The 23,566-nt window shown below is 66.4% G+C and carries 20 protein-coding genes; 3 read left to right on the forward strand and 17 right to left on the reverse strand.

Annotated elements, in window-relative coordinates:
• Positions 1 to 6: 6 nt before the first annotated feature.
• The 15 genes from HV783_RS05865 to HV783_RS05935 form a co-directional block, all read right to left on the reverse strand.
• Complete coding sequence (locus tag HV783_RS05865; RefSeq protein ID WP_175188804.1) at positions 7 to 1,305, reverse strand: sulfate adenylyltransferase subunit 1; 1,299 nt, start codon at positions 1,303 to 1,305, stop codon at positions 7 to 9.
• 43 nt (positions 1,306 to 1,348) lie between these two features.
• Positions 1,349 to 2,257, reverse strand: coding sequence for a sulfate adenylyltransferase subunit CysD (gene cysD / locus HV783_RS05870; protein WP_144655011.1), 909 nt, complete (start codon positions 2,255 to 2,257; stop codon positions 1,349 to 1,351).
• A 40-nt stretch (positions 2,258 to 2,297) separates the two neighbouring features.
• A complete protein-coding gene (locus HV783_RS05875; protein WP_116792310.1) occupies positions 2,298 to 3,047 on the reverse strand; it encodes a phosphoadenylyl-sulfate reductase in 750 nt (249 codons plus the stop codon).
• On the reverse strand, positions 3,044 to 4,108 hold the full coding sequence (locus tag HV783_RS05880; protein WP_049072368.1) for a sulfate/molybdate ABC transporter ATP-binding protein: 1,065 nt from the start codon (positions 4,106 to 4,108) through the stop codon (positions 3,044 to 3,046). Before HV783_RS05880 ends, HV783_RS05875 begins: the two co-directional genes overlap by 4 nt.
• Before the next feature lie 25 nt (positions 4,109 to 4,133).
• Positions 4,134 to 5,033, reverse strand: coding sequence for a sulfate ABC transporter permease subunit CysW (gene cysW / locus HV783_RS05885; protein ID WP_049072367.1), 900 nt, complete (start codon positions 5,031 to 5,033; stop codon positions 4,134 to 4,136).
• Complete coding sequence (cysT, locus tag HV783_RS05890; RefSeq protein WP_064526926.1) at positions 5,030 to 5,920, reverse strand: sulfate ABC transporter permease subunit CysT; 891 nt, start codon at positions 5,918 to 5,920, stop codon at positions 5,030 to 5,032. Before cysT ends, cysW begins: the two co-directional genes overlap by 4 nt.
• 24 nt (positions 5,921 to 5,944) lie before the next feature.
• On the reverse strand, positions 5,945 to 6,973 hold the full coding sequence (locus HV783_RS05895; RefSeq protein ID WP_049072363.1) for a sulfate ABC transporter substrate-binding protein: 1,029 nt from the start codon (positions 6,971 to 6,973) through the stop codon (positions 5,945 to 5,947).
• A 225-nt stretch (positions 6,974 to 7,198) separates the two neighbouring features.
• Positions 7,199 to 7,840 carry a peroxiredoxin gene (locus HV783_RS05900; protein ID WP_006388282.1) on the reverse strand — a complete coding sequence of 214 codons (642 nt, stop codon included), beginning with the start codon at positions 7,838 to 7,840 and terminating at the stop codon, positions 7,199 to 7,201.
• A gap of 153 nt (positions 7,841 to 7,993) precedes the next feature.
• A complete protein-coding gene (locus HV783_RS05905; RefSeq protein ID WP_175188805.1) occupies positions 7,994 to 9,820 on the reverse strand; it encodes an acyl-CoA dehydrogenase in 1,827 nt (608 codons plus the stop codon).
• Between the two features lie 161 nt (positions 9,821 to 9,981).
• Positions 9,982 to 11,685, reverse strand: coding sequence for an aspartate-alanine antiporter (aspT, locus tag HV783_RS05910; RefSeq protein WP_116792314.1), 1,704 nt, complete (start codon positions 11,683 to 11,685; stop codon positions 9,982 to 9,984).
• Between the two features lie 37 nt (positions 11,686 to 11,722).
• A complete protein-coding gene (locus tag HV783_RS05915; RefSeq protein ID WP_175188806.1) occupies positions 11,723 to 13,537 on the reverse strand; it encodes a bifunctional aspartate transaminase/aspartate 4-decarboxylase in 1,815 nt (604 codons plus the stop codon).
• A gap of 142 nt (positions 13,538 to 13,679) precedes the next feature.
• Positions 13,680 to 15,371, reverse strand: a complete 1,692-nt coding sequence (gene aspT / locus HV783_RS05920) for an aspartate-alanine antiporter (protein WP_116792316.1) — start codon at positions 15,369 to 15,371, stop codon at positions 13,680 to 13,682.
• 199 nt (positions 15,372 to 15,570) lie between these two features.
• Positions 15,571 to 16,500 carry an electron transfer flavoprotein subunit alpha/FixB family protein gene (locus HV783_RS05925; protein WP_144655005.1) on the reverse strand — a complete coding sequence of 310 codons (930 nt, stop codon included), beginning with the start codon at positions 16,498 to 16,500 and terminating at the stop codon, positions 15,571 to 15,573.
• Between the two features lies 1 nt (position 16,501).
• On the reverse strand, positions 16,502 to 17,251 hold the full coding sequence (locus HV783_RS05930; RefSeq protein WP_006388274.1) for an electron transfer flavoprotein subunit beta/FixA family protein: 750 nt from the start codon (positions 17,249 to 17,251) through the stop codon (positions 16,502 to 16,504).
• A 79-nt stretch (positions 17,252 to 17,330) separates the two neighbouring features.
• Positions 17,331 to 18,254 carry a histone deacetylase family protein gene (locus HV783_RS05935; protein WP_082401859.1) on the reverse strand — a complete coding sequence of 308 codons (924 nt, stop codon included), beginning with the start codon at positions 18,252 to 18,254 and terminating at the stop codon, positions 17,331 to 17,333.
• A gap of 10 nt (positions 18,255 to 18,264) precedes the next feature.
• Here HV783_RS05935 and mltB point away from each other — a divergent pair, with 10 nt between their 5' ends.
• Positions 18,265 to 19,425, forward strand: coding sequence for a lytic murein transglycosylase B (gene mltB / locus HV783_RS05940; protein WP_144655004.1), 1,161 nt, complete (start codon positions 18,265 to 18,267; stop codon positions 19,423 to 19,425).
• Between the two features lie 37 nt (positions 19,426 to 19,462).
• Here mltB and HV783_RS05945 read toward each other — a convergent pair whose 3' ends face one another.
• A complete protein-coding gene (locus tag HV783_RS05945) occupies positions 19,463 to 20,512 on the reverse strand; it encodes a cyclase family protein (protein WP_054501939.1) in 1,050 nt (349 codons plus the stop codon).
• A 68-nt stretch (positions 20,513 to 20,580) separates the two neighbouring features.
• On the opposite strand from HV783_RS05945, the gene HV783_RS05950 reads away from it, so the two are divergent.
• The gene (locus tag HV783_RS05950) at positions 20,581 to 21,357 is read left to right on the forward strand and encodes an IclR family transcriptional regulator (protein WP_175188807.1); all 777 of its coding nucleotides are present in this window, start codon (positions 20,581 to 20,583) and stop codon (positions 21,355 to 21,357) included.
• Positions 21,354 to 22,334 carry a Bug family tripartite tricarboxylate transporter substrate binding protein gene (locus HV783_RS05955; RefSeq protein WP_144655003.1) on the forward strand — a complete coding sequence of 327 codons (981 nt, stop codon included), beginning with the start codon at positions 21,354 to 21,356 and terminating at the stop codon, positions 22,332 to 22,334. The genes HV783_RS05950 and HV783_RS05955 overlap by 4 nt, the downstream gene beginning before the upstream one ends.
• 116 nt (positions 22,335 to 22,450) lie before the next feature.
• On the opposite strand, the gene cysM is transcribed toward HV783_RS05955, so the two are convergent.
• Entirely contained in the window at positions 22,451 to 23,362 is a 912-nt protein-coding gene (gene cysM, locus HV783_RS05960; protein ID WP_054501451.1) for a cysteine synthase CysM, read from the reverse strand.
• Positions 23,363 to 23,566: the final 204 nt, after the last annotated feature.

Below are 23,566 nucleotides of genomic sequence, written 5' to 3' on the forward strand. Positions count from 1 at the left end.
TGCGGTTTACCGAAGCATGCCTGCCGCCGCGGTCTGATGCGTGGCTTCGTCGATCAGGATGAAGGCGCCGGTGGCGGGCACATCGGCGTATCGATCGACCGCCAACGACTCGCGCGTGGTGAATGCAACGCGACCGATGTCGTTCATGCGCAGCGTGCCTTCGGTGTTCTCCACTTCCTGCAGTTCGTGGATGTCGCGATGCGAGAGCACCGTGCGGATCTTCGCCGACGTCAGTCGCGTGCCATGCTTGAGCAGATACTTGCGCGCGGGGTTGAGCGCCTGCGCATCGAGCCAGCACAGCTCCGCCTCGAATTCGCGCGCGACCTGCGCCGGCGCCGCCGCGTGCACGATCACGTCGCCGCGCGAGACATCGACGTCGCGGTCCAGCACCAGCGTGACCGAGTCGCCCGCCACCGCTTCATCGAGTGCCCGATCGAACAACCGCACTTCCTGCACGCGCGCGGTCACGCCCGACGGCTGCACCGCGATCTCGTCGCCGGGACGCAGCACGCCGCTGGCGATGCGGCCGGCATAGCCGCGGAAATCGTCCTTGCGATTGCCATCGTGGCGCGCCACCCACTGCACCGGAAAGCGCAGCGGACCCGCGCCGCCGTCGCCGCTCAGATCCAGCGACTCCAGCAACGTCAGCAGCGGTTGCCCCGAGTACCAAGGCGTCTTGTCCGACCGCGTCACCACGTTGTCGCCGTTCAGCGCCGACAACGGCAGCGCGTCGAAGTGAGCGATGCCGAGCTTGCCCGCCAGGTCGGCATAGGCGGCGCGGATACGCTCGAACACGGCCGGGTCCCAATCCACCAGGTCCATCTTGTTGACGGCCACCACGATGTGGCGGATGCCCAGCAGGCGGGCGATGGTGCTGTGGCGCTTGGTCTGCGGCAGCAGCTTGCCATCGGCGGCGCGGGTGGCGTCGATCAGGATCACGGCCACGTCGGCGGTCGATGCGCCGGTCACCATGTTGCGGGTGTACTGCTCGTGGCCGGGCGCGTCGGCGATGATGAACTTGCGCGCCGGGGTCGAGAAATAGCGATAGGCCACGTCGATGGTGATGCCCTGCTCGCGCTCGGCCTCCAGGCCATCCGTGAGCAGGGAGAAGTCGATGCCGCCCTCGGCCACGCGCTTGTACTTGGCGCGCGAGATGGCGTCGAGCTGGTCGGCGAACACGCCCTTGCTGTCATACAGCAGGCGGCCGATCAGCGTCGACTTGCCGTCGTCCACCGAACCCGCGGTGATCAGGCGCAGCACGCCCGTGCCGGCGCCCGAAAGAAAAGAGTCGTTTACTGCGTTCATATGCGTCCCCTGTCGGCCAGCGTGGCGCCGGCCATTCGTGCGATCAGAAATAGCCTTCCTTCTTGCGGCGCTCCATCGAGGCCTCGGAAGTCTGGTCGTCCATGCGCGTGGCGCCGCGCTCGGTGATATCGGTCACCGCCGTCTCGGCGATGATGGCGGCGGTATCGGCGGCATCCGACGCCACCGGGCAGGTGCAGGAGATATCGCCCACGGTGCGGAAACGCACCGACAGGCGCTCGACCGTGTCGCCGTCCTGCGGCGGCGTAAGGCGCGTGACCGGCACCAGCAGGCCCTTGCGCCGCACCACCTCGCGCTCGTGGCTGAAGTAGATCGACGGCAGCGCCAGCCGTTCGCGCTGGATGTACTGCCAGACGTCCAGCTCGGTCCAGTTGGAGATCGGGAACACCCGCATGTTCTCGCCGCGGTGCACCTTGGTGTTGAACAGGTTCCACAGTTCCGGGCGCTGGGCCTTGGGGTCCCACTGGCCGAACTCGTCGCGGAACGAGAAGATGCGCTCCTTGGCGCGCGCCTTTTCCTCGTCGCGGCGGGCGCCGCCGATGCAGGCGTCGAAGCCGAACTCGTCGATCGCCTCTAGCAGCGTCACGGCCTGCGCCGCGTTGCGCGAATCGGTCTCGCGCCGCAGCACCACGCTGCCGCGCTTGATCGAGTCTTCCACGCTGCGCACGATCAGGGTCTCGCCCAACTCGGCCGCGCGAGCATCGCGGAAGGCGATGACCTCGTCGAAGTTGTGGCCGGTGTCGATGTGCATCAGCGGGAACGGAAAGCGCCCCGGCCGGAACGCCTTTTCGGCCAGGCGCAGCAGCACCACCGAATCCTTGCCGCCCGAGAACAGCAGCACGGGCTTCTCGCTCTCGGCCGCCACCTCGCGCATGATGAAAATGGCTTCCGATTCCAGCCAGTCCAGGTGGCTGCGTTGAATCACTGCGGACATAGGTATTCCCCTAAAACGAATTCTTGATACGTGATGGGCGTCAGGCGCGCGTGTTTTCCGCGACGATGCCAATGACCCGGTTGCCTGCGTGCAGGCCGCATTCCTTGGAGTCCGACGACTCCCACCACCAGCGCCCGGCCCGCAGGTCTTCGCCCGGGCGGATGGCGCGGGTACAGGGCTCACAGCCGATGGACGGATAGCCCTGGTCGTGCAGCGGGTTGTAGGGAATGCCCAGGCCGCGGATCACGCCCCAGACATCCTCTTCGCTCCATTCGGCCAGCGGGTTGAACTTGTAGAGGCCGAAGGTGGCGTCGCCCTCTTCCAGGTGCAGTTCACCGCGCGTGGTCGATTGCGCGCGCCGCTGCCCGGTGATCCAGGCGCCGCGTCCAGCCAGCGCGCGCTTGAGCGGCTCGACCTTGCGGATCTGGCAACAGGCCTTGCGCAGCTCGACGCTCTCGTAGAAGGCGTAGGCGCCGTGCTCGGCCACATGGCGCTCGACCGCGCCGGCCTCGGGTCGATACACGGTGATCTCGCGTCCGTAGCGTTCGCGCACCGCGTCCAGCACGCCCAGCGTTTCCGCGTGCAGCCGGCCGGTGTCCAGCGTGAAGACCTCCAGGTCCAGGCCGGCGCTGTAGATTGCGTGCGTCAGCACCATGTCCTCGGCCGCCAGCGACGAGGCCAGCGCCGCGTCGGGATAGCGCTGGCGCGCGTCCGTCAGCCGCGCGATCAGTTCGTGCCAGCGAACCGCAAGGGCCGGCGCCAGGCCGGCGGCGAGATCGACGGCCGTCATGCTTGCACCGCGAAGACACGCGCCCGGCGCGGGCGGGCCAGCAGGATGTCGCCATCGCGCAGCGCCAGTTCGCGATAGAGATGCTCGGGCACCTCGGCCTCGATGACGGCGTCGGAATCCTGGCTGGCCAATTCCAGGTAGGCGCTGGGGCCGGCCAGGTAGGCATGCGACAGGCGCACCGGGATGCCGGCGCCGCCAGCGTGATAGCGTTCGATATCGAATTCGTGCGGCCGCACGTAGGCGGTGGCGCGTTGCGACTCGGCCTGCGCCAGTTCAGGCGCCGGCAACGACAGCCCGGCGCCTTCCCAGACGCCGCGGCTCGCCACGCCCTGCAATTGATTGACGTCGCCCAGGAAACCGTAGACGAACGGCGTGGCCGGTCCTTCCCAGACCTCGCGCGGGGTGCCGACCTGTTCGATCCTGCCGGCGTTCATCAGCACCACGCGGTCGGCCACTTCCAGCGCTTCTTCCTGGTCGTGGGTGACGAACACGCTGGCCACGTTCAGCTCATCGTGCAGGCGGCGCAGCCAGCGGCGCAGCTCCTTGCGCACCTTGGCGTCGAGCGCGCCGAACGGCTCGTCCAGCAGCAACACGCGCGGCTCCACCGCCAGCGCGCGCGCCAGGGCGATACGCTGGCGCTGGCCGCCCGACAGCTGCGCCGGGTAGCGGTCGGCCAGCCAATCGAGCTGCACCAGGTTGAGCAGGTCATGCACCTTGCGCCGGATCTGGTCTTCCGGCGGCCGCTGCGAGCGATGCTTGACGCGCAGGCCGAAGGCAACGTTCTCGAACACCGTCATGTGCTTGAACAGCGCGTAGTGCTGGAACACGAAACCGACCTGGCGCTGGCGCACGTCCACCGCGGTGGCGTCCTCGCCGGCGAACAGCACGCTGCCCGTGTCGGCCGATTCCAGCCCGGCGATGATGCGCAACAGCGTGGTCTTGCCGCAGCCCGAAGGCCCCAGCAGCGCCACCAGTTCGCCCGTCTCGATGTGCAGCGATACGTCATTGAGCGCGCGGAACTGGCCGAAGCGCTTGGATAGATTGCGAACCTCGATACTCATGCTTGTCTCCGTCTGGCCGGCCGCGTCAGGCGACGGCCGGCTTGATGGCCGTCGCCGGCCCGGGATACTCGACCGGCAGCTCCGCCGCCTTCAGGTAGCGCGCGTTGCGCCACTCGACCACGTTCTTGGCCACCAGCGTCACCAACGCCAATAGCGCCAACAGCGAGGCCACCGCGAACGCCGCCGAATACTGGTATTCGTTGTAGAGAATCTCCACATGCAGGGTCATGGTGTTGGTCAGGCCGCGGATCTGGCCCGACACCACCGACACCGCGCCGAACTCCCCCATGGCGCGCGCGTTGCACAGGATGGCGCCGTACAGCAGGCCCCACTTGATGTTCGGCAGCGTCACCCGCCAGAAGATCTGCCAGCCGTTCGCGCCCAGCGTCAGCGCGGCCTGTTCTTCCTCGCTGCCCTGCGCCTGCATCAGCGGAATCAGCTCGCGCGCGACGAAGGGAAAGGTCACGAACAGCGAGGCCAGGATGATGCCGGGCACGGCGTAGACGATCTTCAGGTCGTGCGCCTGCAACCAGCCGCCGAACCAGCCCTGGGTGCCGAACAGCAGCACGAACACCAGGCCGGCCACCACCGGCGACACCGAGAACGGCAGGTCGATCAGCGTGATGAGGAACTGCTTGCCGCGGAACTGGAACTTGGTGATGGCCCAGGCGGCGGCCACCCCGAACACCAGATTGACGGGCAAGGCGATCGCCGCCACCAGCAAGGTCAGGCGGATCGCGGCCAGGGCGTCCGGCTCGACGATCGCTTCCAGGTAGAGCGCCCAGCCTTTGCGGAATGCTTCGTAGAACACCGCGGCCAGCGGCACCAGCAGAAACAGCGCCAGAAAGCCCAGCGCCAGGAACAGCAGAATGCCGCGCACCCAGCGCGGCTCGGTCAGGTGGGCGGGACGGTCAACAAAGCTCATGCCTGTCTCCCCAGGCCGCGACGGGCCTGCCAGCCCTGCAGCAGATTGATGACGAAAAGCAGCACGAACGACAGCACCAGCATCACGGTGGCGATGGCGGCGGCGCCGGCGTAGTCGAACTGCTCCAGCTTGGCGATGATCAGCAGCGGCGTGATCTCGGACACCATCGGCATGTTGCCAGCGATGAAAACCACCGAGCCATACTCCCCGACGGCGCGGGCGAACGCCAGCGCGAAGCCGGTCATCAGCGCCGGCAACAGGGTCGGCAGCAGCACGCGGCGGATGGTCTGCCAGCGATCTGCGCCAAGGCTGGCGGCGGCCTCCTCGATTTCGCGCTCGATGTCTTCCAGCACCGGCTGCACCGTGCGCACCACGAACGGCACGCCGATGAAGATCAGCGCGATCACGATGCCCAGCGGCGTGAACGCCACCTTCAGGCCGAACCAGTTGGCCAGCGGCGCGCCCAGCCAGCCCTTTTCGGCGTACAGCGCGGTCAGGGCGATGCCGGCCACGGCGGTGGGCAGCGCGAACGGCAGATCCACCAGCGCATCCAGGATCTTCTTGCCGGGAAAGCGGTAGCGCACCAGCACCCAGGCCACGATGGTGCCGAACACCAGGTTCACCAGCGCCGCCAGCAGCGAGGCGCCGAAGGTGAGCTGATAGGAGGCCAGCACCCGTGGCGCCGTAACCGCGTCCCAGAAGCCCTGCCAGCCCAGCGAGGCGCTCTTGATCGGCAGCGCCGCCAGGGGAATCAACACGAGCACGCTCAGGTACAGCACCGCGTAGCCCATGGAAATGCCGAAACCGGGCAGCACGCCCGGGCTGTTGCGCCGAACGGCAAAAGGCGCCTGCGCGCCCTTTGCCGTCGGAATCGAGGCTGAAGTCATGGCCGTCGTCCGCTGGTTGTCCGCTTACTTCTTCTGCGGCTGGTAGATCTGGTCGAAGGTGCCGCCGTCGCTGAAGTGGTCCTTCTGCGCCTTGCGCCAGCCGCCGAAGATCTTGTCGTCGATGGTCACCAGCTTGACCTTGGGGAACTTGCTTTCGTACTTGGCGGCCACGGTCTTGTCGATCGGCCGGTAGTAGTTCTTGGCGATGATTTCCTGGGCCGCCGGGGTGTAGAGGAATTCCAGGTAGGCCTGGGCCGCGGCACGGGTGCCCTTCTTGTCGACGATCTTGTCGACGATGGCCACGGGCGGCTCGGCCAGGATCGACAGCGACGGCACCACGATGTCGAACTTGTCCGGACCCAGTTCCTCCAGCGCCAGGAAGGCTTCGTTTTCCCAGGCCAGCAGCACGTCACCCACGCCGCGCTCGACGAAGGTGGTGGTGGCGCCGCGGGCGCCGGTATCGAGCACCGGCACGTGCTTGAGCAGCTCGCCGACATAGGCGCGCGCCTTCTCTTCGCTGCCGCCGTTCTTTTCCAGCGCGTAGGCCCAGGCGGCCAGATAGTTCCAGCGGGCGCCGCCCGAGGTCTTGGGGTTGGGCGTGATCACCTGCACGCCGTCCTTGACCAGGTCGTCCCAGTCCTTGATGTGCTTGGGATTGCCCTTGCGCACCAGGAACACGATGGTCGAGGTGTAGGGCGAGCTGTTCTGCGGCAGGCGCGCCTGCCAGTTCTCGGGCAAGAGGCCGCGGTCGGCGATGGCATCGATGTCGTAGGCCAGCGCCAGCGTCACCACGTCGGCTTCCAGGCCGTCGATGACCGAGCGCGCCTGGCGGCCGGAGCCGCCGTGCGACTGACGGATGGTCAGGTCGACGTTGGCCTTTTCCTTGTACTGCTTGATGAAGGCGTCATCGATGGCGCGATACAGTTCGCGCGTCGGGTCGTACGACACGTTCAAAAGAGTCTGCTTCTGCTGCGCCTGCGCCGGCGCGATCGCGGCGAGAGACATCGTCACTGCGGCCAAGGCGGCCAACCATCCGGCTTTCCTGAAAGACATTCCCTGCTCCCTTCGCGTGTTTGGCAATGTGGAAGCAAGTTTGCCGGGGGCCTGTTCTGAACGGAACGAATCATTCTTTGATTGCTCATCGCTCCCAGGCATATAGCGCGGCCGCCGCCCCCTGTGAAAAAGCCGCGCATTCCCAGGGAATACGCGGCTTTGCGGGTGGCTGGCGCCAGAATCCGGGCAAGCGGTGACGCACCGCCTTGCGCACGGATTTCTTATTTACTTATTCGGTTGGGGCGTAATGCGCAGATAGGGACGCACCGCCTTGTAGCCCTTCGGGAACTTCTGCTTGATCACCGCTTCGTCCTGCAGAGACGGCACGATGATGACGTCGTCGCCGTCTTCCCAGTTGACCGGCGTGGCCACGCTGTGGCTGTCGGTCAGTTGCAGCGAGTCGATGACGCGCAGGATCTCGTTGAAGTTGCGGCCGGTGCTGGCCGGATACGTGATGATCAGGCGCACCTTCTTGTTCGGGTCGATGATGAAGACCGAGCGTACAGTCAGCGTGGCGTTGGCGTTGGGGTGGATCATGTCGTACAGCTCGGACACCTTGCGGTCCTTGTCGGCCAGGATCGGGAAATTGACCTTGGTCGACTGGGTGTCGTTGATGTCCTCGATCCACTTGGTGTGCGAGTCGGTGCCGTCCACCGACAGCGCCAGCACCTTCACGTTGCGCTTGGCGAATTCGTCGGCCAGCTTGGCGGTGTAGCCCAGCTCGGTGGTGCAGACAGGCGTGAAGTCGGCCGGATGCGAGAACAGCACGCCCCAGCTATTGCCCAGATACTCATGGAAACGGATCGGGCCGGCCGAGGATTCCTGTTCGAAATCGGGCGCGGTGTCGCCCAGGCGTAGATGACTCATGGTGTCTCCTGCTTGCGGATTCAGGTTACGGAATCGACCGGCCGCCACGTCCGGCGGCCGGCCTGAAAAACGTTTCGGCGGCGGCCTGTGCCGCCCCTGGAAACGATTCTTCCATCAAACCTGTTGCAGGGGAAATACGCAAGACATATAACCTTATGCAATATTCGCGGCCGCGCCGCAGGCGTCCGCCACCACGCCGGCGCGCACCGCCGCCGACAGCGCCAGGGCGCGCGGCAGGATGTGGGCGGCGTAGAACAATCCCGTCGCCAGCTTCTCGCGATGGAACGGATCGGTCGATCCCCCCGCCAGGAGCCGGCGGCACGCCAGCACCGCGCGCGCCATCTGCCAGCCGCCATGCACGACGCCGGCCAGCATCAGGTACGGCACGCTGCTGGCGTACACCGCCCGGATATTCGCCGCGGATTGTTCAAGGATGAATTCCACGCCCGACTCATAGGCCTGGATGGCGCTGTCGAGGTTGTCGCGCAGCAGGCGCAGGCCGTCGCGGTCGGCGGCGGCCGCCCGCGACGACTCGGCCTCGACCGCCCGCAAGGTCTCGCGCATGGCCGAGATGGCGGCGTAGGCGGTGGCGCCGCCATCGCGCTGCGTCTTGCGGCTGACCAGGTCATTGGCCTGGATCGCGGTGGTGCCCTCGTAGATCGGCAGGATGCGCGCGTCGCGGTAATACTGCGCGGCCCCGGTCTCCTCGATATAGCCCATGCCGCCATGCACCTGGATGCCGAGCGAGGCTACCTCCACCGCCGATTCGGTCGAGAAGCCCTTGACGATGGGCACCATGTATTCGTAGAACGCGCGGTTGCGGGCGCGCTGCTCGGGATCCGGGTGATGCGTGCCTTTGTCGTGCGCGGCGGCGGTCACGTACGACACGGCGCGCGCCGCCTCGGTGAGCGCCTTCATGGTCAGCAGCATGCGCTGCACGTCCGGATGGCGCGCGATCGCGACCGCCGCGGAGGAACCTTCCACCGCCCTGCCCTGCACCCGTTCGCGCGCATAGGCCAGCGCGTGCTGGTAAGCCCGCTCGGACACGCCGATGCCCTGCTGCCCGACCGAATAGCGGGCCGCGTTCATCATGATGAACATGTATTCCAGGCCGCGATTCAACTCGCCCACCAGATAGCCGACCGCGCCTTCGCCCGCCTCGCCCTTGCCCGAGCCATACAGCAGCACGGCCGTGGGACTGCCATGGATGCCCAGCTTGTGCTCCAGCGAGGCACACCAGACGTCGTTGCGCGCGCCCAGGGCGCCATCGGCGCCGACCAGGAACTTGGGCACGATGAACAGCGAGATGCCCTTGACCCCGGGCGGCGCGTCCGGCGTGCGCGCCAGCACCAGGTGGATGATGTTCTCGGCCAGGTCATGCTCGCCGTAGGTGATGAAGATCTTCTGGCCCGACAGGCGATAGCTGCCGTCTTCCTGGCGCAGCGCACGGGTGGCGACCTGGGCCAGGTCCGAGCCGGCCTGCGGCTCGGTCAGGTTCATGGTGCCGGTCCATTTGCCGCCGATGAGATTGGGCACGAACTTCTTGCGCTGTTCTTCCGAGCCGACGGTGAGGATGGCCTCGATCACGCCGTCGGTCAGCATCGGGCACAACGAAAACGCCAGGCTGGCGGCCTGGATGTTTTCGCCAGGCGCGGCCGCGACCAGCTTGGGCAGCCCCTGGCCGCCCCAGGCCTGCGGATGCTGCAGTCCCTGCCAGCCACCGGCGGCATAGTCCTTGAATCCCTGGGCGTAGCCTGGCGTCGCGGTCACATGGCCGTCGTTCCAGACGGGCGGGCGGGTATCGCCGGGTACGTTCAGCGGCGCGATCGCCTGCTCGACGAAGCGGCCGTTCTCTTCCAGGATGGCGTCCACCAGATCGGGCGTCACCTCTTCGAATCCGGGCAGTTTGAGGACGTCGTCCAGGCCGGCCAGTTCCTTCAGCGCGAAGCGGAAATCCTGCAGCGGGGTAAGGTAGGGCATCTTGTCTCCATGAGCCTGCGCCCGTGACGGCGGGGGCGGCGGGGTGCGATGGGATGCCGCCTTGGGCGACACGCATGGCGCGGTCGATGGCGGTCTCGGTAGTTTCCCTAGCCTATGTTAAACCCTCGCTCCGCCTCATGGGGCAACGCGCCCTGCCGGCCTCATCCACCGAGGTGATGCGCCAGCGACACAATGATCGGCCCCAGCACCGGCAACAGCACGTTGGCGATGGCGTAGGTCACGGTGTAGCCCAGCAGCGGCACCGCGCTGCCGCTGGCGCCCAGGATGGCGCTGATCGCCGGCGTGCTGACGTGCTGGCCCGCGATGGCGCCGACCAGCAGCGGCCCCTCTATCTTGAGCAGCTTGTGCCCGACCCACAGCGACAGGCAGGCCGGCCCGAGCGATACCAGCAGGCCGATCAGCGGCAGCACCGCGCCGTGCTCGCGGATCAGCGACACCGCCTCCGGCCCGGCCGACAGGCCGACGCAGGCGACAAACACCGCCAGCCCCAGATCCTTGAGCAATTGCACCGCCTGGTCCGGCATGTGCCCCAATGCGGGCCGCTTGGCGTTGATCCAGCCGCACACCAGGCCGCTGACCAGGGCGCCGCCGCCGCTGCCCAGCGACACCGGAATGCCCCAGAGGCGTGCCCCCAGCGCGCCGATCATCAAGCCCGCGAGAATGCCGAAGGCCAGGAACACCAGGTCGGTCACGCCGCTGCGCCGCAGCTCGTTGCCCAGCCCCGCGCCGGCCTGCGACAACTCGGGCTCGGCGCCCACCAGCGTCACCAGGTCGCCATACTGCACCACGGTGGCAGGCGTGAGCGGCAGCATATGACCGGACCGCTGGATCGACTGCAGGAACACGCCCCGCGCCCGCTGCGCGCGCGGCCCCTTGGCCAATTCGCCCAGGGTGCGGCCATTGACCGTCTTCCTGTTGACGATGACTTGCAACTCGGCCAGTTGCAGGTCATCGGCATGCGCCTCCGGCAACTGGATCTCCGGCCCGACGACCGAGCCGGCCCGCAGCGCGAAGCGGCGCAGGCCCAGCACGACGACGATATCGCCGGTGGCCAGCCGGTCCTCGGGCGTGGGCTCGATCGCCTCGCCATTGCGCAGGATGCGGCTGATGGCGGTGCGTCCGCCCAATTCGGCTTCGACCTCGCCCACCGTCCTGCCGTCCGCGTCCTTGACCACGTGCGAGCGGCCCACCAGCCGCGGCAGGGTCGGCAGCAGGTTCTCGTCGGTCTCGCCCGGCCCCCCGCCCAGTTTCTCCTCAAGCGCTTTGGAGGCCTCGCGCAGGTTGATGCGCAACAGGGCCGGCGCCACCTGGCTGGTGAAGAACACGATGCTGATCAGGCCCACCAGATAAGTCAGCGTGTAGGCGGTGGCGATATTGGCCTCCATGCGCTGCACGTCGGCGTCGGGCAGACCCAGGTGCTTGAGCGCCTCCGCCGCGGTCCCGACCACGGCCGACTCGGTTGCCGCCCCGGCAGCCAGTCCAGCCGCCGTGCCCGCGTCCAGCCCGAACAGCGGCACCGCCAGCAGCACGATGGTCAGCACCAGCAGCGCCTCGATGATGGGCAGCACGATGTAGCGCAGGCTGGACCGGTTCAGGTTGGCGAAGAACTGCGGTCCGCCCGAATAGCCCATGGCGAAGATGAACAGGGCGAACGCGACCTCCTTCAGGTCGCCGCGCATCTGGCAACCGGTCTGGCCGATCAGCAGGGCAACGATGAGCGTGCCGCACACGCCCCCGAGCTGGATCGGCCCGACCTTGAGCTTGCCGATCAGGTATCCCAACCCCACCGTCAGAAACAGCACCGCGATGGGAACGTTATTGAAAAACCCGACTGAGCACGTCATGAGGTCATGTCACCCTGGATCTGGCGGACGATGGCGGCTACTTCGCCCCTTTGGTGGCCGAGCGCTCGGCCTTGGCGGCCTTCTTGACCGCCTGCTTCACCGCCTTCTTGGCGGCTTGCTTGCCGGCGGCCTTGCGCTTGGCGGCGGCGGGCTTGACCTTCTGGCCCTTGCCGGCGGTCGGACCCGAACGCACCAGGTGGCCGGCCTTCCAGGCCTCGACGTATTCCGTGGCGGCGTCGACCATGTGCTTGCCGATCTTGGAATAGTCGCCATCATCCAGGTTGGCCAGCGAAATCCGGATCGACCACGGCGGGCCGCCGAAACCGCCGCCGTCCATCAACACCACGCCGGATTTCTCGGCCAGGCGGAACAGGAAGTCGACCGGCTCGTAGTTCGACGTCATGTATTTGCAGAAGGCATCGCCGTAGGTGTTCTTGGCCCACACCATGAAGTCCAGCTCGACGTAGTACCAGCCGCGCATCGGGTCTTCCGGCGGCAGCGGCGCCCCCAGCCCGCGCCACAGCGCGTCGCGTCGGGCGCGCACGATCTGCATCGTCAGGTGCTTGTAGGCGTCCTTCAGGTCCAGCAGGTGCGACAGGGCGAAAAAGCCCATCTGCACCTGTTGCGGCAGCGACAGGCCGGCGGTGTGGTTCAGCGCCACGTTGCGGCTGTCGGCCACCATTCGGTCGATGAACTTGAGCTTCTCGGGCTCCATGGTCATGGCGCCATAGCGCTTGTTCAGGCGCTTCTTCCACGACGCCGGCAGCTCGGCGATGCGGCGGTCCATGGTGTTCTGCTCGTGGGTCGCGATCACGCCCAGGCGCCAGCCGGTGCAGCCGAAGTTCTTCGAGAACGAATACACGCAGATGGTGTTGTGCGGCACCTCGGCCATCAGCGAGCGGAAGTTGGGCACGAAGGTGCCGTACACGTCGTCTGTCACCAGCACCAGGTCCGGATTCTTGCGGATCAGTCCCACGATCTGCTTCATCTCGACCGGGCTGAAGGCGACCGACGGCGGGTTGCTGGGGTTCACCGTCACCGCCAGCTTGATCTTCGGATTCTCGAGCTTGGCGATTTCCGAGGCCGGATAGTGCCAGTCGTGGGTGCCGTCGGCGCGCACGCTACTGGCGTTGATGGCGACGATCTTGAACTGGAAGCGCTCCAGGTGCGCGATCTCGATGTAGGGCGTGAAGGTCGGCAGGAACAGCGCGATGGTATCGCCCTGCTTGAGCAGCCCGTTCTGCATCAGCGAATCGAAGATGTAGCACATGGCCGCCGTGCCGCCCTCGACCGGGAACAGGTCGAACTTGCCCTTGGGCGGCCGGCCGTCGCACATTTCCTTGATCAGGTAGTCATGCACCACCTGCTCAAGATGCACCAGGGCGCGCGGCGGCACCGGATAGTTGTCGCCGATGACGCTGTCGGTCAGCTCATGGATCCATTCGTCGGGCACGAAGTTCTTGATCTTCACGCCGTACTCCAGCACCCCGGCCAGGAAGTCCGCGCCCGCCGCGCCCTTGTTCTTGGACAGGAACTTGCGCAGGCGGTCGGCGCAGCCCTTCTTGGGCGGCATGCCCGCCAGGATCACATCGTCGCGCACCCGGCGCGCTTCCTTCATGGCGAACTGGCCCAGCAGGAAGAAGGCGTCGCGCGGTTCGGTGGCAATCCAGTTGGGATTGCCGCGACCCGCGTTCAACATGGTCAGCGCGGCCGTCTGCTGGGTGTCCTTGGCCAGCGTGATCAGATAATCCTTCAGTTCAAAGGGAGACAGTTGCTCCAGGTCGCGTTGGCGCGAGCGGGTGGTTTTCAGGGCCGAGGCCAGGCTGACGGTGAGAGGCGCGGTGGAAGCCATTGTTCAGTTACTCCTGGTTTGCGATTGACGGACGCTTGCCGGGAATTTCCCGGACGGATGGTCCGCCCGCGGTTCGCGGGCGGACATCCCGCAGAAATCCGTTTCCCCCGAAGGGCGAGATTTCCTTCGGCGGAAACGGCCCCTAGGTCATGAGCATGACGATGACAATGCCCCAGATGATGAGCAGGGTATTGCCGATGGCGTAGGGCACGGTGTAGCCCAGGGCGGGCACCTGGCTCTTCGCGGTCTCGGTGATCTGGCCGATGGCGGCGGTGGTGGTGCGGGCGCCGGCGCAGACGCCCAGCACGATGGCCGGATGGAACTTGAACACGTAGCGGGCGATATACACCCCCAATATCATCGGCACGCTGGTGGCGATGATGCCCGCAATGAAAAGCTTGGCGCCCAGTTGCTGGAAGCCCTGCACGAAGCCTGGGCCCGAACTGATTCCGACCACGGCCACGAAGGCGGTCAGGCCGACCGAAGTGAGGAACCAGTGCACGGGTTCCGGCACCCGGCCAAAAGTCGGGTGCACCGATCGCAGATAGCCGAAGATCAGCCCCGCGATCAGCGAGCCGCCCGAAGTCGACAGCGTGATCGGAATGCCGCCCACGGTCAGCACCAGCGTGCCGAACAGCCCGCCCAGCAGGATGCCGAAGCCCACGAACACCATGTCGGTCTGCTCGGTGGCGCGGTCCACGTACCCCACCTTGCCAACCACGCGCTCGACATCGCGCTTGGCGCCAAGGAGGAACAGGCGGTCGCCGCGGTCGAGCTTGAGGCCCCAGTTGATCGGCATCTCATGGCCGCCGCGAACCACTTTGCGCAGGAACACGCCACGCCCCAGTGCGCGCACCTGCTCCATTTCGGCGATTTCCTTGACGGTCTTGCCCGCCAGGTTCTTGTTGGTCAGCACGACCTCGACGATCTCGGCGGGCAGGTTGATCAGGTCACGGTCCTCGACTTCGGCGCCGATGATCCCGGCCGCCTGCAATACCAGCGCGTCGTGCCGGCCAGCCACGCCCAGGACGTCGCCGGCCTGCAGCACGGTGGTGGAATCGGTGTCGAGGATCTGGTCGCCGCGGCGGATGCGCTCGATGAACACGCGCGCCTCGACGAAGCGCGACTCGACATCGCCCACGGTCTTGCCGACCCATTCGGAATGATCGAGCTTGTAGGCGCGAGAGATGAACTTGCGGTAGCCCGACAGCTCCATCGAATCCGCGCCGCCGGACATCTTGGCCTCGTACTCCTTGCACTCCTTGACGATGTCCACGCGCATCAGTTTCGGGCCCAGCGAGGCCAGCAGCCAGGCGCTGCCGACTGTGCCGAAGATGTAGCAGACCGCATACGCCACCGGAATGCTGTCGATCCACTTCTTCTTGGTGGCCGCGTCGATGCCCAGGCCGTTAATGGTGTCGGTGGCCACCCCCATTACCGCGGAAATGGTCTGCGCCCCGGACAGCAGGCCCGCGCCAGTGCCGGCGTCAAAACCGAATCCCACCGCAGTGCCCCAGGTCACCAGCAGGCAGATGACGCAGATGACCACGGCGAAAATGACTTGCGGCAGGCCATCGCTTTTCATGCCGCGAAAGAATTGCGGGCCGACGCCATAGCCCAGGCCGAACAGGAACAGCAGGAAGAAGACTTGTTTGACGATCGGGGCGATCGTGATATCGAGCTGGCCGACCAGCACGCCCACCAGCAGGGTGCCGGTGACCGCCCCCAGGTTGAATCCGAATATCTTTTTGGCACCGATCCAATATCCCAGACCCAGGGTAAGGAATATCGCCAGTTCCGGATATTTCCGCAGAGTGTCAAATAACCATTCCATCCCGAATCTCCTTCGTTATGTACCGGCCAAGCACTTGCGCGAATCCTATCTGCGCGCGGCATACATTATCAGAATCTTTCCAAAGATCAAAAGATTCCCACTATAAATATCAAATAGTTTCGTTTGTCAGGTGCAATAAAAAAGCCCGCGGACACATAATGTCCGCGGGCTTTTGGCATTAACGCCGGGGCGCGTCGACTTACAGGGCGCTGGTCAGTTCGGGAACCACCTGGAACAGATCGCCAACCAGGCCATAATCGGCCACGCCGAAAATCGGCGCTTCGGCATCCTTGTTGATGGCGACGATGACCTTGGAGTCTTTCATGCCGGCCAGATGCTGGATGGCGCCGGAAATGCCGACGGCCACGTACAGTTGCGGCGCAACGATCTTGCCGGTCTGGCCGACCTGCCAATCGTTCGGCGCGTAGCCGGCATCGACCGCGGCGCGCGAGGCGCCCAGGGCCGCGCCGAGCTTGTCGGCCAGCGGATCCAGGATCTTGAAGTTCTCGGCGCTGCCCAGGCCACGCCCGCCGGACACGACGACGCGGGCGCCGGCCAGTTCCGGACGGTCGCTCTTGGCGACTTCGCGGCCGACGAAGCTCGACAGGCCGGAATCGGCCACGGCGGCGACGTCTTCCACGGCGGCCGAGCCGCCCTGCGCGGCCACGGCGTCAAAGCCCGTGGTGCGCACGGTGATGACCTTGACCGGGTCGGCCGATTGCACGGTGGCGATGGCGTTGCCGGCGTAGATCGGGCGCTGGAAGGTGTCGGCGGATTCGACACCGATGATGTCGGAGATCTGGGCCACGTCGAGCTTGGCGGCCACGCGCGGGGCGACGTTCTTGCCCGAGGCGGTGGCCGGGAACAGGATGTGGCTGTAGCCCGAGGCCACGGCCAGCACCTGGGCGGCGACGTTCTCGGCCAGGCCGTCGGCCAGTTGCGGCGCGTCGGCCAGCAGCACCTTGGCCACGCCGGCCGCCTGCGCGGCCTGGTCGGCCACGGCGCGGGCATTGGCGCCGGCGACCAGCACGTGGACGTCGCCTCCGATCTTGGCGGCGGCGGCGACGGCGTTCAGGGTTGCGCCCTTGAGCTGGGCGTTATCGTGTTCGGCAATAACCAGCGTCGTCATCTCAAACCACCTTCGCTTCGTTCTTGAGTTTGTCCACCAGGGCCGCGACATCGGCCACCTTGATGCCGGCCTTGCGGGCGGGCGGCTCGCTGACCTTGAGCGTCTTCAGGCGCGGCGCCGGATCCACACCCAGTTCCTCGGGGGTCACGGTATCCAGCTGCTTCTTCTTGGCCTTCATGATGTTCGGCAGCGTGACGTAGCGCGGCTCGTTCAGGCGCAGGTCGGTGGTGATGATGGCCGGCAGCTTGAGCGTCAGCGTTTCCAGGCCGCCGTCCACTTCACGCGTGACGGTGGCCTTGCCATCGGCCAGCTCGACCTTGCTGGCGAACGTGGCTTGCGGCCAGTCCAGCAGCGCGGCCAGCATCTGGCCGGTCTGGTTGGCGTCGTCGTCGATGGCCTGCTTGCCCAGGATCACCAGTTGCGGCTGTTCCTTGTCGACGAGCGCCTTGAGCAGCTTGGCCACGGCCAGCGGTTGCAGTTCGGCGTCGGTCTGGACCAGCACGCCACGGTCGGCGCCGATGGCCATGGCGGTGCGCAGGGTTTCCTGGCATTGCGCAACGCCGCAAGAAACCGCCACGACCTCGGCCACGGCGCCCTTTTCCTTCAATCGGGTGGCTTCCTCGACGGCGATCTCGTCAAAGGGGTTCATCGACATCTTCACATTGGCGATATCCACGCCGGTCTGATCAGACTTGACGCGCACTTTGACGTTGTAGTCAACGACGCGCTTGACAGGTACCAACACCTTCATCCCGCTGCCTCCAAATGGAAATAAATTCCCGGCGGATCAACGACCCGCCGGGATCGCATTGCACAATTTTTTCCTGATTCTACAGCTTCGCCAGCGCCCGTATATGGGCCACGACGCTGCGCCCCAGGGCGGACAGGTTGTAACCGCCCTCGAGCGTGCTGACGATCCGCCCCTGGCAGTGGCGTTCGGCCACCTCCACGAGCTGCTCGGTGATCCATGCATAGTCGGCCTCCACCAGCCCCATTTGACCCATGTCGTCCTCGCGGTGGGCATCGAAACCGGCCGAAATCAGAATAAGTTCCGGGCGGTGCGCCTCCAGCCGCGGCAGCCAGGTGTCCGTGACGATGGCGCGGACGGCGGCGCCCGCCGTATAGGCGGCCACAGGCACGTTGACCATGTTGGCCGCCGGATGCTCGGTGCCGCTGTTGGGAAAGAACGGGTGCTGGAAAATGCTGCACATGAGCACCCGGTCGTCGCCGGCGAAGACATCCTCGGTGCCGTTGCCGTGGTGCACGTCGAAATCGACGATCGCCACCCGCGACAGGCCGTGGAAGTCCATGGCGTGGCGGGCCGCGATGGCCACGTTGTTCAGGAAGCAGAAGCCCATCGCCTGCGTGCGGCAGGCATGGTGCCCGGGCGGACGCACCGCACAAAAAGCCGTGCGGGCCTCGCCGCCGATCACCGCGTCGACCGCCGCCACCCCTGCGCCGGCAGCGTACAGCGCGGCCTCGTAGGTATGCGGATTCATCAGGGTATCGGGATCTATCGGGTAATACCCTTGCTCGGGCGTATGTCCGCGCAAATCGTCCAGATACTGGACAGTGTGCACCCGCAGCAAGTCATGGCGCGACGCCTGCGGCGCCTGCCGGTCATCCAGATAGGGCATCAGGCCGCTGGCAAGCAATTGGTCGGAAATGGCGTCCAGCCTCTGCGGGCTCTCCGGATGCCAACTGCCCATTTCATGCAAGCGGCATGCCGGGTGGGTAAGATACATGGTCTCCATAAGGAAGATTATGTTCACCTGTCGGCGATTACTGCAACTCGGCACCTTGTCGGCCCTCCTGGCCGGCTGTTCCACCACCGCTCCCACCGCCTCGAATCCCTCCGCCGTCCAGGCCCCCGCGGCCACCGCCGGCAACCCCGCCCCCATCCGCATCGGACCCGCGGCGCCGCCCCCCGGCCCCGAACTGGCGGACGACGGCCCGGCCGCCCTCACCCCCAGCGGCGTCCTGCGCCCCGAGGTGCGCAGCTTCGTCGAAAGCCTGGCCGTCGAACGCAATCTGCCGCTGCAGCCGATGGTCTCGGCGCTCGAAAGCACGCGCTACAACGCCACCGTGGCGCGCCTGATCGCGCCGTCACCGCCGGGGAAAAAGATCTGGCGCAGCTGGCTGACCTACCGCTCGCGCTTCGTCGAGCCCAAGCGCATCGGCTGGGGCGTGGAGTTCTACAACGAGCATCGCGACCAACTCAACCAGGCCGCGCAGCGCTTTGGCGTGCCGGCGCCGATCATCGCCTCGATCATCGGCGTTGAAACGCTCTATGGCCGCAATATGGGCAATTTCCGCGTGCTGGACGCGCTGACCACGCTGGCCTTCGATTATCCGGACCCGGCCAAGCCCGAGCGCGCCACCATGTTCCGAGGCCAACTGGCCGACTTCCTGACGCTGGCCATGACCGGCAAGCTCGACCTCGAAACGCGTGGCTCCTACGCCGGCGCCATCGGCATGCCGCAATTCATGCCCACCAGCATCAAACACTACGCGGTGGACGGCGACGGCAGCGGCCATATCGACCTGACCAACAACACCCGCGACGCCATCATGTCGGTCGGCAGCTTCCTGTCGCAGCACGGCTGGCAACGCGGACTGCCGGTATTCGCGCCGGTGACGTTGCCGGCCGATCCCACCGCGCTGGTGGACGGCGGCCTGGAACCCAAGCAGACCTGGGGCACCCTGACCGCGGCCGGCGCGCGCCTGCAGCCCGGCGCCTCGGCCAACGGCTGGGGCAGCCAGCCCATGGGCGTGGTCGATCTGGTGGAAGAAGCCCGCGGCACCGCGCAATACCGCGTCGGCACGCCCAACTTCTTCGCGCTGACGAAGTACAACCGCAGCTACTTCTACGCCACTGCCGTGGCAGATCTGGCCAGCGAAATCGAGGCGCGCGTCGGCCGCTGAGGGGCCGGTGCCCGCCGCGCCCGCGCCGCCGCAGGCTTCAGACCGTGGCCACCGGCGTGGCGGGCGAACCCACCGCGCCCGGCAGGTTCAGCGGCGGCGCGGTCAGGAGGAAGCGGCTGCGGCCGTTGGCGGTCAGCCAGCGGGCCAGCGCGCCCAGATACCACATCTCGCCGATCGGCAGGCCGAGCTTGAAGATGCAGTGGTGGTGCAGCGGCAATGCCGCGCAGCACGCGTTCGGCTTCTGCGTCGGGTAGATCTCCAGCGCGTGGTTGTCCGACGCCATGGCGGCCACCTTGGAATCGGTGATCCACTGCAGCAGCTTCTCGTCGCTGCCATCCAGCCCGGCGCAGATCTCGTGCAGGGTGTGGTGGTCCGGCTGGCGCTGCTTTTCCAGCAGCGCATCGCCGAATTCGGTATGGAACAGCACGATATCGCCCTGCTCGATCTCGATGCCATCGGCCTCGATGATGCGCATCAGATCGTCGTAGCCCACCGACTTCTGCTCGCGGCCATAATGCCGGGCCAGGTCCACCATGACGCCACGGCTCTGCAGGCAGGATTCAGCCAGGTGGGTGATGTCCAGTTTCTTGGCATGGGAGGCGCCGCCACGCCCCAGGTCGGTCTTGGCGAAGCCGTTGTCGACGTCGTAGTCCACCGGGCCGACCACGTGTTCGTTGGGACGGTAGCCGTTGTAGTAGACGCGCTCGGGCAGGCCATCGCCATTGGCGTCGAACAAGGCGCCCACGTGCGCCAGCGAATCCCACTGGGTCGAGTACTGCAGGCTCATCTCGACGATGTCGTCGCTCAGCACATCGACGCATCCCGGACGCAGGCGGCCCAGCGGAAAGTTCAGGTACTGATCGCCGTCACGCTCGGTCGGCCGCAGCTTGGGCGGATGGCGGCGCACATTGACGCCGTTGCCGCCGGGATAGTCCAGCGGCAGCGACAGACAGAAGCTCAGGCCCTCGCGGACTTCCTGGATTCCCTTCATCACGTTCGCGGGAGTGATGTAATTCAGGCAACCCCGTTGGTCATCAGGGCCGAAGTCTCCCCAGTTCGATCCCTCGGGACGGTTCTTCCATCTCATGTGGCGCGGCTCCTTGGCCATGAATTAAGAATTTGACACAAATTTATCACATATAGGATAATAACATCATGGATGCGAAAACAGCCGCACGAGTCCTGGATGTTCTGAACCTCTTCGCCGAGGCGCAGAAGCCATTGCTGTACAGCGAGATCGCCGCGCAGATGGAGATTCCGCTGTCCAGTTGCCATGGTCTGCTCAAGACCATGGTGGCGCGCGGCTATCTGTACGAGATCGGCAAGAAGCACGGCTACTACCCGACGCAGAAGCTGATCCACGTCGCCACCCTGATCTGTCGCAGCGATCCGCTGAACGCCGTGATCGAACCGGTGCTGGCGCGGGTGCGCGACATCACCGGCGAGACCGCCCTGCTGGCCAAGCTTGCAGACGACAAGGTCGTGTACCTGATCGTCGCCGAGTCCAAGCAGACCATCCGCTTCTCGCATCAGCCCGGCGGATTCAAGGCGGTGCACGCCACCAGCTCGGGCAAGGCCCTGCTTTCGGTGCTGTCCGAGGACGAGCGCCAGAAATGGTTCAAGACCTATCCCGGCTTCGCCTCGTACACCGAAACCACCCTGACCAGCCAGGCCGCGTTCGAGCGCGACCTGCAGGCCGGCATCCAGCGCGGCTGGCAACGTTCCCTGGGCGAAAACGTCGAGGACGTGATGTCCATCTCGCTCGGGTTCCGCGCCTATGAACAACCCTTCGCCATCGTGGTGGCCGGCCCCCTGGGGCGCATGCAGAAGAACGAAGCCACCACTGGCCAGCAACTGAAAGAGGTCAAGGCGCTGCTGTACGCGGCCCTGCCCTCGGCCAACCTCACCTTTGTAGGAGAAGACAGCAGATGAACAAGCGCACTTTGCTCGCCGCGGCATGCTCGGCGATCGCCATAGGGGCCCTGCCGCTGGCTGGCGCACAGGCGCAGGACGCCTATCCCGACAAGCCGATCCGCGTAATCATGCCGTGGGCCGCGGGTGGCCCGACCGACGTGGTGGGCCGCGTGATCGCGGTGCGCATGGGTGAAATCCTGGGCCAGCCGCTGGTGATCGAAAGCCGTCCCGGCGCCAGCGGCACCATCGGCGCCGCCCAGGTCGCGCGCGCGCCGGCCGATGGCTACACCGTGCTGATGAACCCGTCGGTGCAGGGCATCTACCCCGCCCAGTTCAAGAGCCTGACTTTCGACCCCATCAAGGATTTCCGCATGGTCGGCGTGCTGGGCACGGTGCCGATGGTGGCCGTGGTGCCGCCCGACTCCAAGTTCAAGACCTTTGGCGAGCTGATCGCGCAGGCCAAGGCCCAGCCGGGTTCGCTCAGTTTTGCCTCGCCCGGCGTGGCCACGCTGCCGCACCTGGCCGGCGAGCTGATCAACACCACCACCAAGGCCTCCATCTCGCACGTCGGCTACCGCGGCAGCAGCCCGGCCCTGACCGACGTCGCCGGCGGCCACGTCGACCTGATGTACGCACCGCTGGCGCCCGCCCTGCCCCTGATCCAGAGCGGCAAGGTGCGCCCGATCGCCGTCACCACCAAGACCCGCCTGGCCGAGCTGCCCGACGTCCCGACCATCGCCGAGAATGGCCTGGCCGGCTTCGACATCGTCACCTGGTACGGCATGTGGGTGCCCAAGGACACGCCCGAACCCATCATCGCCAAGCTCAACAAGGCCATGATCGAGGCGTCGCAATCGCCCAAGGTGGTCGAGGCGCTGAAATCGCAAGGCACCCTGCCCAGCACCATGAGCTACCAGGAAGCCGAAGCCTTCAACCTGGCCGAAAGCGCACGCTGGATCAAGGTGATGAAGGACGCCAACATCCAGCCCGAATAAGGACTGGACGGGCGCGGCGCCGCGCGATCAGGCGCGCAACGCAAACGCCCCACGCTCCGGATGGCATCCGGGACGTGGGGCGTTTTTCCTGGGGCGAAGCGGCCCCGTGCAAGGCGTCAGTTGTTGAAGACGCCCGTGGACAGGTAGCGGTCGCCGCGGTCGCAGACGATGAAGACGATGGTCGCGTCGTTCACGCGCTCGGCCACGCGCAGGGCGGCGACCAGCGCGCCGGCCGACGAAATGCCGCCGAAGATGCCCTCTTCAGCCGCCAGGCGGCGCGCCATGGCTTCGGCCTCGGCCTGCTCGATGGACTCGTAGGCGTCCACGCGGCTGCGGTCGAAGATCTTGGGCAGGTAGGCTTCCGGCCATTTGCGGATGCCCGGAATCGATGACCCCTCGGCCGGTTGCGCGCCCACCACCTGCACCGCCGGATTACGCGACTTCAGATAGGTGGACACGCCCATGATGGTGCCGGTCGTGCCCATGGCGCTGACGAAGTGCGTGACGCGGCCGTCGGTCTGGGTCCAGATTTCCGGGCCGGTGGTCTCGACGTGGGCGCGCGGATTATCCGGATTGGCGAACTGGTCCAGCACCACGCCGCGCCCATCGGCCTGCATTTCCGTGGCCAGGTCGCGGGCGTATTCCATGCCGCCCTTGTCGGCCGGCGTCAGGATCAGCTCGGCGCCATAGGCCGTCATGGCGGCGCGGCGTTCCACCGACAGGTTGTCGGGCATGATAAGGATCATGCGGTAGCCGCGCATGGCGGCGGCCATGGCCAGCGCGATACCCGTGTTGCCGCTGGTCGCCTCGATCAGCGTGTCGCCCGGCTTGATGTCGCCGCGCTCCTCGGCATGCTTGATCATGGAGAGCGCCGGCCGGTCCTTCACCGAGCCGGCCGGATTGTTGCCTTCCAGCTTGGCCAGGATAACGTTGCCGCGCGCCGCGCCTGCGGCGCCGGGAATGCGCTGCAGGCGCACCAACGGCGTGTTGCCGACGGTCTGCTCGATAGTGGGATAGGTAGTAGTCATGGGGCCGATGATAACCCCGCCCGGCGCGACGCGTCGCCAAAAGCCGCGCTCGCGCCAGGGGTTCCGTGCCCGGCAGCGCCAGCCCCGCCAGGCGCCGGGCAAGGCCCGAATCCGCCCCGGCCATGGCGGCGGACATGGCAACGCAGGCAGGCCGAGGCGGCGCCGGTCAAGGCCGGGTTGGCGCGGCGGGCTTGCCCGCCTGGG

This window comes from Achromobacter dolens, assembly GCF_902859745.1.
GTDB classification, from domain to species: domain Bacteria; phylum Pseudomonadota; class Gammaproteobacteria; order Burkholderiales; family Burkholderiaceae_B; genus Achromobacter; species Achromobacter dolens.

Coding starts and splice junctions, on each gene's coding strand:
- HV783_RS05865 (WP_175188804.1), bottom strand. CDS start 1,305: ATGAACGCAGTAAACGACTCTTTTCTTTCGGGCGCCGGCACGGGCGTG.
- cysD (WP_144655011.1), bottom strand. CDS start 2,257: ATGTCCGCAGTGATTCAACGCAGCCACCTGGACTGGCTGGAATCGGAA.
- HV783_RS05875 (WP_116792310.1), bottom strand. CDS start 3,047: ATGACGGCCGTCGATCTCGCCGCCGGCCTGGCGCCGGCCCTTGCGGTT.
- HV783_RS05880 (WP_049072368.1), bottom strand. CDS start 4,108: ATGAGTATCGAGGTTCGCAATCTATCCAAGCGCTTCGGCCAGTTCCGC.
- cysW (WP_049072367.1), bottom strand. CDS start 5,033: ATGAGCTTTGTTGACCGTCCCGCCCACCTGACCGAGCCGCGCTGGGTG.
- cysT (WP_064526926.1), bottom strand. CDS start 5,920: ATGACTTCAGCCTCGATTCCGACGGCAAAGGGCGCGCAGGCGCCTTTT.
- HV783_RS05895 (WP_049072363.1), bottom strand. CDS start 6,973: ATGTCTTTCAGGAAAGCCGGATGGTTGGCCGCCTTGGCCGCAGTGACG.
- HV783_RS05900 (WP_006388282.1), bottom strand. CDS start 7,840: ATGAGTCATCTACGCCTGGGCGACACCGCGCCCGATTTCGAACAGGAA.
- HV783_RS05905 (WP_175188805.1), bottom strand. CDS start 9,820: ATGCCCTACCTTACCCCGCTGCAGGATTTCCGCTTCGCGCTGAAGGAA.
- aspT (WP_116792314.1), bottom strand. CDS start 11,685: ATGACGTGCTCAGTCGGGTTTTTCAATAACGTTCCCATCGCGGTGCTG.
- HV783_RS05915 (WP_175188806.1), bottom strand. CDS start 13,537: ATGGCTTCCACCGCGCCTCTCACCGTCAGCCTGGCCTCGGCCCTGAAA.
- aspT (WP_116792316.1), bottom strand. CDS start 15,371: ATGGAATGGTTATTTGACACTCTGCGGAAATATCCGGAACTGGCGATA.
- HV783_RS05925 (WP_144655005.1), bottom strand. CDS start 16,500: ATGACGACGCTGGTTATTGCCGAACACGATAACGCCCAGCTCAAGGGC.
- HV783_RS05930 (WP_006388274.1), bottom strand. CDS start 17,251: ATGAAGGTGTTGGTACCTGTCAAGCGCGTCGTTGACTACAACGTCAAA.
- HV783_RS05935 (WP_082401859.1), bottom strand. CDS start 18,254: ATGGAGACCATGTATCTTACCCACCCGGCATGCCGCTTGCATGAAATG.
- mltB (WP_144655004.1), top strand. CDS start 18,265: ATGTTCACCTGTCGGCGATTACTGCAACTCGGCACCTTGTCGGCCCTC.
- HV783_RS05945 (WP_054501939.1), bottom strand. CDS start 20,512: ATGAGATGGAAGAACCGTCCCGAGGGATCGAACTGGGGAGACTTCGGC.
- HV783_RS05950 (WP_175188807.1), top strand. CDS start 20,581: ATGGATGCGAAAACAGCCGCACGAGTCCTGGATGTTCTGAACCTCTTC.
- HV783_RS05955 (WP_144655003.1), top strand. CDS start 21,354: ATGAACAAGCGCACTTTGCTCGCCGCGGCATGCTCGGCGATCGCCATA.
- cysM (WP_054501451.1), bottom strand. CDS start 23,362: ATGACTACTACCTATCCCACTATCGAGCAGACCGTCGGCAACACGCCG.